The organism is Anaerotruncus sp. (genome assembly GCF_057433415.1).
In genome coordinates, this window is record NZ_DBMDHH010000006.1 from 70,527 (window position 1) to 82,647 (window position 12,121).

Annotated in this window: 10 protein-coding genes and 1 pseudogene; 9 read left to right on the top strand and 2 right to left on the bottom strand. The window is 65.9% G+C overall.

The genetic code is table 11. The features are described from left to right. The first annotated feature begins 35 nt into the window (after positions 1–35). The 7 genes and pseudogenes from ACZO3G_RS03115 (at position 36) to ACZO3G_RS03145 (ending at position 7,674) form a co-directional block, all read left to right on the top strand. The gene (locus tag ACZO3G_RS03115; protein WP_101551140.1) at positions 36–896 is read left to right on the top strand and encodes a prephenate dehydrogenase; all 861 of its coding nucleotides are present in this window, start codon (positions 36–38) and stop codon (positions 894–896) included. Beyond that, a complete protein-coding gene (gene aroB / locus ACZO3G_RS03120; RefSeq protein WP_276870872.1) occupies positions 893–1,975 on the top strand; it encodes a 3-dehydroquinate synthase in 1,083 nt (360 codons plus the stop codon). Before ACZO3G_RS03115 ends, aroB begins: the two co-directional genes overlap by 4 nt. After that, positions 1,972–3,234, top strand: a complete 1,263-nt coding sequence (gene aroA, locus ACZO3G_RS03125) for a 3-phosphoshikimate 1-carboxyvinyltransferase (protein ID WP_276870875.1) — start codon at positions 1,972–1,974, stop codon at positions 3,232–3,234. The genes aroB and aroA overlap by 4 nt, the downstream gene beginning before the upstream one ends. Beyond that, a complete protein-coding gene (gene aroC, locus ACZO3G_RS03130) occupies positions 3,218–4,324 on the top strand; it encodes a chorismate synthase (protein ID WP_276870877.1) in 1,107 nt (368 codons plus the stop codon). The genes aroA and aroC overlap by 17 nt, the downstream gene beginning before the upstream one ends. A 452-nt stretch (positions 4,325–4,776) precedes the next feature. Continuing rightward, positions 4,777–5,817 carry an ABC transporter substrate-binding protein gene (locus ACZO3G_RS03135; RefSeq protein WP_276870880.1) on the top strand — a complete coding sequence of 347 codons (1,041 nt, stop codon included), beginning with the start codon at positions 4,777–4,779 and terminating at the stop codon, positions 5,815–5,817. 179 nt (positions 5,818–5,996) lie between these two features. Further along, positions 5,997–6,893, top strand: coding sequence for an ABC transporter permease (locus tag ACZO3G_RS03140; RefSeq protein ID WP_121585853.1), 897 nt, complete (start codon positions 5,997–5,999; stop codon positions 6,891–6,893). Further along, positions 6,880–7,674, top strand: a pseudogene (locus ACZO3G_RS03145) (ABC transporter ATP-binding protein). The gene ACZO3G_RS03140 and the pseudogene ACZO3G_RS03145 overlap by 14 nt, the downstream one beginning before the upstream one ends. A gap of 70 nt (positions 7,675–7,744) precedes the next feature. On the opposite strand, the gene ACZO3G_RS03150 reads toward ACZO3G_RS03145, so the two are convergent. Beyond that, positions 7,745–8,005: a hypothetical protein gene (locus ACZO3G_RS03150; protein WP_276870885.1), complete on the bottom strand. Its 261-nt coding sequence runs from the start codon at positions 8,003–8,005 to the stop codon at positions 7,745–7,747. A gap of 24 nt (positions 8,006–8,029) precedes the next feature. Continuing rightward, on the bottom strand, positions 8,030–9,034 hold the full coding sequence (locus tag ACZO3G_RS03155; RefSeq protein ID WP_101551157.1) for a sugar-transfer associated ATP-grasp domain-containing protein: 1,005 nt from the start codon (positions 9,032–9,034) through the stop codon (positions 8,030–8,032). Positions 9,035–9,274: 240 nt separating this feature from the next. Here ACZO3G_RS03155 and ACZO3G_RS03160 point away from each other — a divergent pair, with 240 nt between their 5' ends. Both ACZO3G_RS03160 and ACZO3G_RS03165 read left to right on the top strand, forming a co-directional pair. Then, entirely contained in the window at positions 9,275–10,099 is an 825-nt protein-coding gene (locus tag ACZO3G_RS03160) for a hypothetical protein (RefSeq protein WP_276870889.1), read from the top strand. A gap of 420 nt (positions 10,100–10,519) precedes the next feature. Beyond that, on the top strand, positions 10,520–11,866 hold the full coding sequence (locus ACZO3G_RS03165) for a hypothetical protein (RefSeq protein ID WP_276870893.1): 1,347 nt from the start codon (positions 10,520–10,522) through the stop codon (positions 11,864–11,866). Positions 11,867–12,121: the final 255 nt, after the last annotated feature.

A 12,121-nucleotide genomic window follows, 5' to 3' on the forward strand; every position in this document is an offset into this window, starting at 1 on the left:
CATCATCAGGCTTCTATCCATGAGGAGGGAATTCCATGTTCGGGCTGAAACGCGAGCGGACCCTCTGCGTCGGCGTCGTTGGGCTGGGGCTCATCGGCGGTTCGATGGCAAAGGCGCTCAAAAAATACACCGGGCACCTCGTCTACGGCTGCGACATCGACGAGGGGACCCTTTCGGAGGCGCTCGCGGACGGCGCGATCGACGAGGCCGTCGCGGAAAACGATCTGTCGATGTGCGACCTGGTCTTTTTCGCCCTCTACCCGCAGCAGACGGTCGCCTTCGTGAGGGAGAACATCCGCCAGTTCCGGCCCGGCGCCCTCCTGGTCGACCTGTGCGGCGTCAAGCGGTTCCCCGTGGAAAACCTCACCGATTTCTGCGCGGAAAACGGGCTCTGCTTCATCGGCGGGCATCCGATGGCCGGGCGGGAATGCTGGGGCTTTTCCGGCTCGGACGCCGACCTCTATAAGGGCGCGAGCATGATCCTCACCCCCGGCGAACACGCCCCCGCCCCCGCGCTCGAACTGCTCGAGGGGCTCTTCGCGGACCTCGGCTTCGGCAGCATCACGACCACCACCCCCGCCGCGCACGACAGCATGATCGCCTTCACCTCCCAGCTCGCGCACGTCGTCTCGAGCGCCTACATCAAAAGTCCCCGCGCCCGGGAGCACGAGGGCTTCTCGGCGGGCAGCTACAAGGATCTCACACGGGTGGCGAAGCTCAACCCCCAGATGTGGACCGAGCTCTTTCTGGAGAACGCCGACGACCTCGTGGAGGAGATCGACACGATCACGGCGCACCTTGCGGAATACCGCAAGGCGATCGCGGAAAACGACGCCGAAACACTCTTCCGGCTGCTCGACGACGGCCGCCGCATCAAGGAGGAACTGGACCGATGAAAACAATCCATGTGGCCGCCGGCCGGCCGTATGACATCCGGATCGGCGGCGGGCTGCTCAGGGAGCTTCCCGCGTTCCTGACGGGCATCTGCGGGGAACGCCGTCCCCGCCTCGCGCTCATCACCGACGACCGCGTAAACGCGCTCGCGGACGGCGCGCGCCGTCCCGTCCCCGATTTGCAGGCCGCGCTGGAGGCGGCCGGATACCCCGTCTGCAAATTCGTCTTCCCGAACGGCGAGGTATCCAAGACCCTCGACACCGTCCGGGAGGTCTACGGCTTCCTCTCGGCGAACAGCATCACCCGCACCGACCTCATCCTTGCGGTCGGCGGCGGCGTGGTTGGCGACCTCGCGGGCTTCGCGGCCGCGACCTGGCTGCGCGGCGTCTCCTTCGTGCAGGTCCCGACCACCCTGCTCGCGATGGTCGACTCCTCGGTCGGCGGCAAGACGGGCGTCGACATCCCCGAGGGCAAAAACCTCGTCGGCGCCTTCTGGCAGCCCTCCTTTGTCGCCTGCGACACCGACATGCTCTCCTTCCTGCCCGCCGAGACCTTCGCCGACGGAATGGCAGAGGTGATCAAATACGGCGCGATCCTCGACGAATCCCTCTTCTCCCTGCTCGAAGCGGGCGCGCCCGGGGACCGCCTCCGGGAGATCATCGCCCGCTGCGTCGACCTCAAGCGGCAGGTGGTCGAGGAGGACGAGCGGGACCGGGGCCTGCGGCAGATCCTCAACTTCGGCCATACCTTTGGCCACGCGATCGAAAAGGAGTCGGCCTTCTCCGTCACCCACGGACAGGGGGTCGCCATCGGCATGGCGCTGATGGCGCGCGCCTGCGAGCGCGCGGGGCTCACCCCCGCCGGCACGGCGGACCGGATCGCCCGCTGCTGCGCGCTACACGGCCTGCCCACCCGGACGGACTACCCGCTCGAAATCCTCTGCGCCCACGCGATGGGAGACAAAAAGCGGGCAGGCGACCGCCTCACCCTCGTCACCCTCGAGCGGCTGGGGAAAGCGGCCCTGCATCCGGTCGACGCCGCGGCGCTGCTCGACTTCATGAAGGGCGGTGCGGGAAGATGAGCCGCGCCGTCATCCACCCCGCGGCGCTTTCGGGGACGCTGGCCGCGCCCCCCTCCAAATCTGCGGCCCACCGCGCGCTCATCTGCGCCGCCCTGGCAGACGGGAAAAGCCGCGTCTACCCGCTGGCGGGCTCGGCGGACATGGCGGCCACGGCGCAGTGCTTGTGCGCCATGGGCGCACAAATCGCCCGTGAGGGCGACGCCGCCTTCGTCGAAGGCGGCCGCTGCGCCGCGGGCGCGGAGGTCACGCTCGACTGCGCGGAGAGCGGCTCGACCCTGCGGTTCCTGCTGCCCGTCGCGGCGGCTTACGGCCTGCGCGCCACCTTCGTGGGACGCGGGCGGCTGCCCGAGCGGCCGCTCGGCGCGCTCGCGGATCAGATGAAGGCGCACGGCGTCTCCTTTTCCGCCGGGGCCATGCCCTTTACGATCGGCGGTCGGCTCTCCCCCGGGCGGTACGAGCTGCCGGGCAACGTGAGCTCCCAGTTCGTGACGGGGCTGCTCTTCGCGCTGCCGCTGCTCGACGGGGAGAGTGAAATCGTCCTCACCTCCCCGCTCCAGTCGGCGGGATATGTCGAAATGACCCTGCGCACCCTTCAGGAGTCGGGCGTCGCGGTTACGCCCACGGAAAACGGCTGGCGGGTGCCGGGAAACCAGCGCTTCCGCGCCTTTGACCGCACGGTCGAGGGGGACTGGTCCAACGCCGCCTTCTGGCTCTGCGCCGCCGCGATCGGCGGGACGGTGCGGATTACCGGGCTTTCCAACGACTCCGCGCAGGGGGACCGCACCGTCTACGAAATCCTCGAGCGGTTCGGCGCCGACATCACGCGGGACGCGCACGCCGTCTGCTGCGAGGCCGCGCCTCTGCGCGCCCAGCGGATCGACGCGGGGCAGATTCCCGACCTCGTGCCGGTGCTCGCCGTGACAGCGGCGTTCGCCGAAGGGGACACGGAGATCTATAACGCCGCCCGCCTGCGCATCAAGGAGAGCGACCGGCTCGCGTCGACCGCGGCGCTCCTGCGCGCGCTCGGCGGCTCGGCGGAGGAATACCCCGACCGGCTCGTCGTCCACGGCGGCGGGCTGCGCGGCGGGGATGCGCAGGGTGCGAACGACCACCGCATCGTCATGGCGGCTGCGGTCGCGGCGCTGGGGTGCGGGGAAAAAGTGTGCGTCACCGACGCACATGCAATCAACAAATCCTATCCGGATTTCTTTGACGAACTCAATAAGCTGGGAGGCCGCTGCAATGTCGACATGGGGTAACGATCTGAAAATTTCCATCTTCGGGGAGAGCCACGGCCCGGGCATCGGCGTCGTGATCGACGGGCTGCCGGCGGGGCTTCCCATCGACCGGGAGGAGCTGGCCGCCTTTATGGCGCGGCGCGCGCCCGGCCGGGACAAGGCCTCCACCCCCCGCCGGGAGACCGACCGTCCCGAGTTGCTCTCGGGCGTCCGCGGCGGCGTCACGACCGGCACGCCGCTCGCCGCCCTCATCCGCAACAACGACACCCACTCGTCCGACTACGGCGAGTTCGCCTCCGCCGCGCGGCCGGGCCACGCGGACTACACCGGTTTCCTGCGCTACGCGGGCTGGGGCGACGTGCGCGGCGGCGGGCATTTTTCCGGCAGGCTGACAGCGCCCCTCGTCTTCGCGGGCGGGATCGCAAAGCAGCTGCTCGCGCGGGAGGGCGTCTACGTGGGCGCGCACATCGCGCGGTGCGCCGGCGTCGCGGACGCGGCCTTCGATCCCGTCCGCCTCGACCGGGAGACGCTTTTACGCCCCGGCGCGTCCGCGTTCCCCACCCTCGACGCGGCGGCGGGCGAACGGATGCGGGAGGAGATCGAAGCCGCGCGCATGTCCACCGATTCGGTGGGCGGCGTGGTGGAATGCGGCGTGGTCGGCTTCCCCGCCGGGGTCGGCTCGCCGATGTTCGACGGGCTCGAAAACCGCATCGCTTCGATCGTCTTCGGCATTCCGGCGGTCAAGGGGCTCGAATTTGGCGACGGCTTCGCCGCCGCGGAGCTGCGCGGCAGCGAACACAACGACCCCTTCCGCCTCGCGGACGGGAGGGTCGTCACCGAAACGAACCACGCGGGCGGCATCCTCGGCGGCATCTCGTCGGGCATGCCCATCCTGCTGCGCGCCGCCTTCAAGCCCACCGCGTCGATCGCCAAGCCCCAACGGACGGTCGATTTCCGAGAAAACGCCGAGCGGGAGCTGGTCGTCAAGGGCCGGCACGACCCCTGCGTCGTGGTGCGCGCGGTGCCGGTCGTCGAGGCGGCCGTGTCGCTCGCGCTGGCCGACGCGCTGCTCGGAGCCAGGGGCTACGAGGGCCTCCAGAACCGGAAATGACACCTTTTCCCCCGCCGACGCATAGGATTTGTTGACCGGATTTTTCGCCGGGGCTTGACAACCCGGGCGGATTGTGCTTTAATATTTGTCATAAACCAGAGACGGAGAGATAAAACCGCAGGCGCACGCACAGAGAGCCGGGGCAGGCTGAGAGCCCGGCCGGAACGCGGGGCGGACAAATGGACTCCCGAGGGCGCGATGAAAGGCGAGAGCCGAGTATCCCGCGACGCAGGCCAGCGTTAACCGGCAAAGGGCGTGTTGGCGCTCTGATTGAGTGGATGTGTTTCACGGCGCATCAATCAAGGTGGTACCGCAGGTTTGACACCTGTCCTTGCAAGAGGACGGGTGTTTTTTGTTGCTTTCCGGAAAGCGGCAAAACGGTCAAACCCCCGGCAGGGTCCCACCCCAACATAAAATTTTTCACCAAATTTTATGTGTAAGGAGAAATCATCATGAAAAAGCTGTTTGCAATGCTGCTCACCCTCGCCCTTTCCCTTTCGCTCCTCGCGGGCTGCAGCTCCACCCCGTCGGAATCCGCCGCGCCCTCCGATAACGCCGCCCCCTCCGAGGCGGCCCCCGCCGGAGACGCCGCGCCAGAAAGCGGCAAAAAGCTCCAGATCGGCATCGTGCAGGTCATGGAGCACCCCTCCCTCGACCAGATCCGCACCTCCTTTTTGGATGAGATGGCGCGGCTCGGCTACGGGGACGACAAGGTCGACTACGACTACCAGAACGCCTCGGGCGACACCTCCAACCTCAACACGATCTGTCAGAAGTTCGCGGGCGACCAGAAGGACCTGATCGTCGCGATCGCGACCCCGTCGGCGCAGGCCGCGGCCTCCAACGCGCCGGAAATCCCGCTCGTCTTCTCCGCCGTCACCGACCCGGTCGCCGCCAAGCTGGTGGCCGACCCCGACAAGCCCGACGGCATCATCACCGGAACCTCCGACGCGATCCCGGTCGACCAGGTGTTCGCGCTGATGCAGCAGCTCACCCCCGGCGTCGAGACGGTCGGCATGCTCTATAACCTCGGCGAGGTCAACTCGGTGTCGGTCATCGAGGAGGCCAAGGCCTACTGCGACGCGAATAACCTCAAATACGTCGAGGCGAACGTCACCAACTCGGGCGAGGTCCAGCAGGCGGCGCAGGCGCTCGCCGGCAAATGCCAGGCGCTCTACTCCCCCATCGATAACACCGTCGCCACCGCGATGCCCGCGCTGGCCGAGGTCGCCAAGGCCGCCAAGATCCCCGTCTACGTCGGCGCCGACTCGATGGTCATCGACGGCGGGCTCGCGACGATCGGCGTCAACTACGTCCAGCTCGGCAACCAGACCGCCGCCATGGCCGTTAAAGTGCTCGAGGGCACGCCCGTCTCGGAGATCCCCGTCGAGACGCTCACCAACTTTGCGACCGTCGTCAACACCACCACCGCCGAGGCGATCGGCGTGACCATCCCCGACGACCTTCTCGCCACCGCGCAGGTGGTCGAATAAGCACTGTCCGCGGAATCTGTGATCGTGCGGGGCGAAAGCCCCGCACGGTTTTGCTCGCCCAGGGCGACCCCTCCGCCCCACGCGCGGCAGCCATCTTATCATTCCCCTGCTTCGCGTGATAAGGTGTCGCGGCTCCCAATGATTTTTGCCGACGCGAAGCGGCGGAATGGAGGATCCTTATGACCCTGTTCGCCCTGCAGGGCGCCGTGGAGCTGGGGCTCATCTATGCGCTTGTCGCGCTCGGCCTCTTCGTCTCCTACCGCGTCCTCGATATCCCCGATCTGACGGTCGACGGCAGCTTTACCCTCGGCGCGGCCGTCTCCGCCGTATTCACCGACGCCGCCCACCCCTGTCTCGGCATCCTGTTCGCCGTCGCGGCGGGCTGGTGCGCCGGCATGGTGAGCGCCTTTTTGCAGACCAAGCTGAAAATCCAGCCGATCCTCGCGGGCATCCTCGCGATGACCGGGCTCTATTCCATCAACCTGCGGGTGATGGGCGGGCGTTCGATGGTCTCCCTGCTCCGGGTGGATACCGTCTTCTCCCCCGTCTCCGGCCTCTCCCTCGGCAAGCTGCTCGTCGCGCTCTGCGTCACCCTGCTCGTCTGCCTCTTCCTCGTCCTCTTCTTCCGCACCTCGACGGGGCTGTGCATCCGCGCCACCGGCGACAACGAGACGATGGTGCGTTCCTCTTCGATCAACACCGACCGGATGAAGTTCCTCGGCCTCGGCCTCGCCAACGCCCTCGTCGGGCTTTCGGGCGGGCTGATCGCCCAGTACCAGAACTCCGCCGACATGAATACCGGCGTCGGCATGGTCGTCATCGGGCTTGCCTCCCTCATCATCGGCGAGGCGATCTTCGGCAAGCCCAGCGTCCCCCGCAACATCCTCGCGGTCGTGCTCGGCGCGATCATCTACCGCATCATCTACGCGTTCGTCATGGCGCGCGGCATGGCCGCATCCGACCTCAAGCTGATCTCGGCGGTCATCGTCACGCTGGCGATCTCCTATCCGGTGGTGACGGACCGCTACCGGCTCCATAAACTGATGAAGGAGGCGGCCAAGGATGTTGGAGCTTAGAAAGGTCAGCAAATCCTTCTTCCCCGGCACCCCCAACGAGCGCCGCGCCCTTGTGGACGTCGACCTCACGCTTGCGCCGGGCGACTTTGTCACCATCATCGGCGGCAACGGCGCGGGCAAGTCCACCCTCTTCAACGCGGTCGCCGGGAACTTCCTTATCGACGCGGGCAACATCCTGCTCGACGGCAAAAACATCACCTTCCTGCGGGACTACAAGCGCGCGCGGCAGATCGGACGTCTCTTCCAGGACCCGCTGGCGGGCACCGCGCCCAACATGACGATCGAGGAAAACCTCGCGATGGCCTACCTGCGCGGCATCAAGAAGGGGGTGAGCCTCGGCCTCAACAAGAAGGACGAGGAATTCTTCCGTGAAAAGCTCTCCGAGCTGGGACTCGGGCTGGAGGACCGGCTCAAAACCAAGATGGGCCTGCTCTCGGGCGGCCAGCGGCAGGCGGTGACGCTCATGATGGCGACGATCGTGCCGCCCAAGCTGCTGCTGCTCGACGAGCACACGGCGGCGCTCGACCCGGGCACCGCCGAGTAGGTCTCCGAGCTCACCCGAAAAATCGTCGAGCGGGACCACATCGCGACGATGATGATCACCCACAACATGCAGCAGTCGCTCGAGATGGGCAACCGCACGATCATGATGGACGAGGGACGCATCGTCCTCGACCTCAAGGGGGAGGAGCGCGCCGGCATGACGGTCGACGGGCTGCTCGCGCTTTTCCGGGCCCACAGCGAAAAAGAGGGGGACAACGACCGCCTCCTGCTCTCCTGACCGCATTCGCCCGGACAAATGATCAGAATAAAAAACAACCGCCCGGTGGGCGGTTGTTTTTTTATGTAGGTCAGCCGGCGGGCGGGTCCCCGGGCGTGCCGGAGCTCTGCGAGGCGGCGGGCGGCGTCTGCGTGCGCGCGTGCTCCTCGAGCGCGTCCCGGACGGCGCCGCGCAGGACGCGGTAGAGCCAGTCCCCCGAGGCGGGGTCCATCCGCGCGTCCCGGATGCCATTTTTGACCGCGGTTTTGATGATGAGGTACATGATCCACAGAACGAGCGCATAGAGGCCGACGGCCAGGAGCATCGGGAACAACAACGTGAAGAAACTCATCGGATTCTCCTTTCCGGTGTGCGGTCAGAGCTCCCCGATCGCCGCGTCGAAGCGCGGGACAAGCCCCAGGCGGTCGGGGCCGAGGTGCACCTGAAACTGGTAGATGTCGTGCCCGGGGAAGTGGTTCGCCTCGATCATGACGGGGCGCTCCTCCGTAATTGCCACGTCCCAGCCGATATAGCCGAGCTCGGGGATGTGCAGCGCCGCCTTTTTGACCAGGTCGACCGCCTCGCGGTACATCGGGATTTCGCAACCGATCAGGTCGACGCCCGTCATCGGATGCTGGAAATACGCCTTGCCGTCCTTGTCGGCGCCGGGGGTGCAGATTTTACCCGTCTCTTCGTCCACCAGCACCGCCATGCCGCCGCTGTTGAGGTTGTCGACCCGCTTGCCGTTGCCGATGCGCATGCTCGAGAAGACGAGGCGCACCTTCCCGCCGCGGCTGATCGTCACGAGGCGCAGGGTGTTGACCGACAGCGGATAGATGCGGCTGATGTCCGGGTGCTGGACGATGAACTCCTCGACGAGGTACTGCTTGCCCTCCCGGAGCATATCGTAGAGCCCGACGATCCGCGTGCCCGTCTCGATGAATTCGATGCCGCGCCCGCAGGTGCCGTCAAGCGGCTTTGCGACGACGCGGGGATGCTCCTCGCAGAACTGCTCGAACCCGGCGCGGTCGACCTCCCGCAGGTCGATCCAGTCACGCCCGTGGAAGCCGTCGAACCGCTTGAGGAACTCAACCTTGTCCTCGAGCAGGTGCCAGTGCTCGCGGGGGTTTAAAAGGCGCACATATTCGTTGTTTTTGCCGCGCGTGATGTAGGTCTTCCGCTGGTCGGCGGTGAGGTGATAGAATTCGAACACGAGGTAGTCCATATAGCCCGCCTGGTACTTGAAGCCGCAGGCGGCCATATCCACGAGGGTGGGCAGCACGCCCCTGCCCGTACGTTCCTTTACGGTGCGCGCGGTGTCCAGCATCGCGCCGAAATTCATTCCCGCGATGCGCTTTGCCACATATTTGAGATTCGGCATGGCCTCACACGTCCCTTCCCTTGCCGGGCTGCATACTGGGGCAGCGGCCCCGCCCGCCGGCGGCGGGCACGGAGTCCGCTCACGGCGCGCCAGGCCGCGCCAATTAGAAAGTGTGCTAATGATACCACAAAAACCGTCATTTTTCAACAGGCGGTTTTCCTTGCAGTAAAATGAAAGTCGCCGCGCACTGTTTGTTTGCAGGCGATTCCCGCCAACAAATTACGAATGAATGAGGTAACTATGAAAAAATTATTGACGCTTTTACTCGCCCTCACCACCGCCGTCTCCCTCGCGGCCTGCGGCGCGCCAGAAGCGCCCGCCGAGCCGAGCGAGCCGGCGCCGTCCGCTTCCGAACCCGCGGAGGAGTCCTCGAAGCCGGAGGAAAATGAAGCGGAACCCGCCGCCATGCCCGGGCAGGAGCGCCTCTCCGTGGCGGACGCCTCCCGCTTCCTCGGCACCGTCGAGGACTTCGCGGTGGATGACGCGGGACAGACCGTCCTGCTGATGCGCCGCGCCACCGGCTCCGACCTGCCGCGGGAGCTGAAGGTGACCCTTACGGAGGACACCAATTACAGCTTTGACAGCGCTCAGCTGGGCAACGGCGCGTTCCTCGAGGTCTATTACGGCGGGGAGCCGGACGAGACGGGCGCGGTGGACGCCATCGCGGTCAACGACCTGATCTCGGAGGACCTCGTCGTCTACAACGGCACGCTCGTCGAAATCACCACCGACCCTGAAAAGGAAGAGGGCTGTTCCCTGCTGCTCGACCCGCTGACGGAAGACGGGATGCAGTATGTCTTCCACGTTGACGAAAGCACCCAGTTTTACCTCGACTTTGCCTCCCTCAAGGCGGGCGACAAGCTGCATGTGATCCACAGCCCCGCTTCGACCCGCAGCCTGCCGCCTCAGAGCGCCGCGTGGGAGATCTTCCCCTACACCGAGCCCGAGGCGGGCGAGCTGCCCGCGCCCGCGGCGGAAGCCCCGGCGGACGGCGGAGACGCGCTCGTCGAGGCGCCGCTCGGCTCCCCTGAAAATCCCATCGCGTCCGAGCCCGCCGCGGAATAATCCATCCCAGAGCGCCCGGCAGGCGCGCGGAGCGGCCGCCGTTTTTGGCGGCCGCTTCGGTTTTTATACGGATACAGCCGGTATTAGCATTTCTGTCCGCGCGCCGATTATACCGCGTGCCAGCGTCTGGCAGGCGGGTTTCCTGATTTTGGCCGGGCCTTCCGGCCGGTGCGCGTCATTGACTTGCAGATGCCAAAATGGTATAATTTTTTTATTGCAAAGCAATAAAAAAATTGGCCATGCGGCCCGTCCTCGGGCCGCGGCCATAAAATGCGCATGTACCCGCTTCGCGGGTACATGCGCAAAAAATAGCCGCCCCGGCAAGACTGTATAGTTCCATATCATCCTTGATCGGGCGGCTATTTTTTATTGTGAACCAAAATTCGCGCGGGAAAACCGTCAAATATCGGAGGCTTACTGATGAAAAAAGTCGTTTCCCTGCTCCTTGTTTCGGCGCTGCTGATCGGCGCGCTCTCCGCCTGCAAACGGAACGAACCCGAGCCGGAGCCCGCTCCGCCCGAGCCCGTGACGCCGACCTACGACTACCAGGACGGGGAATACGCCGTCTCCTACGCCGTCCCCGCGCTCGACCGCACGCTCGACTACCTGACCATCTCGATCAAAAACGACGAGATCACGATCGTCGAGGCGGGCTGCAAGGAGGACGTTTCGCTGCCCGCCCCGTCGGAGGAAACCTCCGGGGACGCGGCCTCCGCTCCCACGGAACCGGCCGCGCCGTCGGAACCGGCGTCCTCCGAAGCCGCCCCCGCCGGGGAATCGGAGTACGAGGCCAAGGCCAACGCCCAGATGAAGGACATCGTCGCCGAATATGAAGCGGTGGAGGGCGATCTCGAACGGATGGAGCCGGTCGAGGGCGCGGAGGAACACACCTACCGGTTCATGCGCATGATGCGCACCGCGCTCAAATTCGCCAAAGCGGGCGACCATACCCCCGTCGAGCTCGGCAAATATGAGGACGGCAGCTATGAGGCGGTCATGCCCTCCTTCAGCGCGAGCGGCTGGAAGGATTACGTCCGCCTCACCGTCAAGGACGGCCTGATCACAGACATCGATTTTAACGCCCAGAAGGAATCGAACCCCTCCGTCCTCATCACCGACGATCCCGACCTCAACAAGGAGGGCGCGACCGACTCCCCCTCCGTCTACTACCCGGCGATCGCCAAGGCGTTCACCGACTCGAATGAAAATCTCGACAGTCTCTCCGTCCCGACGGGCGGCGCGGCGGCCGCGAAATCCTTCCAAAAGCTGATGAAGCCGCTGCTGGCCAGCATGATTTCAGGCGGCGGCACCCAAGTCACCGCCCCGCGCTATGTCGACGGCACCTACAAGGCGCAGATGAAGGAGTTTGACGAGCACGGCTGGAAGGACTACGTCGTCGTCCAGATCCGCAATGACAAGGTCTCGGTTAAGGAGTTCGACGCGGTCTCCAAGGAGGATGAGAACAAACTCAAATCGCAGGACGCGGAAATGGCCGCGCAGATGGAGGAAAAGACCGGCACCGGCCCCGAGGCATATACCAAGGAGCTGCGCTCCAACCTGGACGCCGCCGGCGGCGACCCGGTCGAGATGGACACCGTCGCGGGCGCGACCGTCTCCTCCAACAACTTCCGCCTGCTGGTCGGACAGATCCTGGCCACCGCCGCCGTGAACGGCGACACCGAGAAAACCCTCGAGGTCGAGTCCTTCCCCGCCGATCTCGGCCCCGCCGAAGAGGAGGCGTCCTCCTCTTCGGAAGCCGCCGCGTAAATTACAAGGCAACGGAAAAAGCCGCCCCTGCGGGGCGGCTTTTTTGATGGGGCGCGGCGCGAATCCGGGGACGGAGCGGCGGAGCCGCGCTTCGCGCGGGCGGCGGTCCTTCGGACCGGCGCAATCACGTCCCGCCTCCGGCGGGGCGCGATTCTCCGCCGCCCGCCCCGCGCGAAAACGCCGCCGGTTTCCCGGCGGCGTTTGTATCTCTCTCAGAGGTCGAAGGCATCGTGGATGGCGCTGACGGCGCGTTCG

Excerpts from the sequence above, each read along its gene's own strand:
- ACZO3G_RS03160 (WP_276870889.1), top strand. The coding sequence starts at position 9,275 with ATGAAAAAATTATTGACGCTTTTACTCGCCCTCACCACCGCCGTCTCC.
- aroC (WP_276870877.1), top strand. The coding sequence starts at position 3,218 with ATGTCGACATGGGGTAACGATCTGAAAATTTCCATCTTCGGGGAGAGC.
- ACZO3G_RS03140 (WP_121585853.1), top strand. The coding sequence starts at position 5,997 with ATGACCCTGTTCGCCCTGCAGGGCGCCGTGGAGCTGGGGCTCATCTAT.
- aroA (WP_276870875.1), top strand. The coding sequence starts at position 1,972 with ATGAGCCGCGCCGTCATCCACCCCGCGGCGCTTTCGGGGACGCTGGCC.
- ACZO3G_RS03150 (WP_276870885.1), bottom strand. The coding sequence starts at position 8,005 with ATGAGTTTCTTCACGTTGTTGTTCCCGATGCTCCTGGCCGTCGGCCTC.
- aroB (WP_276870872.1), top strand. The coding sequence starts at position 893 with ATGAAAACAATCCATGTGGCCGCCGGCCGGCCGTATGACATCCGGATC.
- ACZO3G_RS03155 (WP_101551157.1), bottom strand. The coding sequence starts at position 9,034 with ATGCCGAATCTCAAATATGTGGCAAAGCGCATCGCGGGAATGAATTTC.
- ACZO3G_RS03115 (WP_101551140.1), top strand. The coding sequence starts at position 36 with ATGTTCGGGCTGAAACGCGAGCGGACCCTCTGCGTCGGCGTCGTTGGG.
- ACZO3G_RS03165 (WP_276870893.1), top strand. The coding sequence starts at position 10,520 with ATGAAAAAAGTCGTTTCCCTGCTCCTTGTTTCGGCGCTGCTGATCGGC.
- ACZO3G_RS03135 (WP_276870880.1), top strand. The coding sequence starts at position 4,777 with ATGAAAAAGCTGTTTGCAATGCTGCTCACCCTCGCCCTTTCCCTTTCG.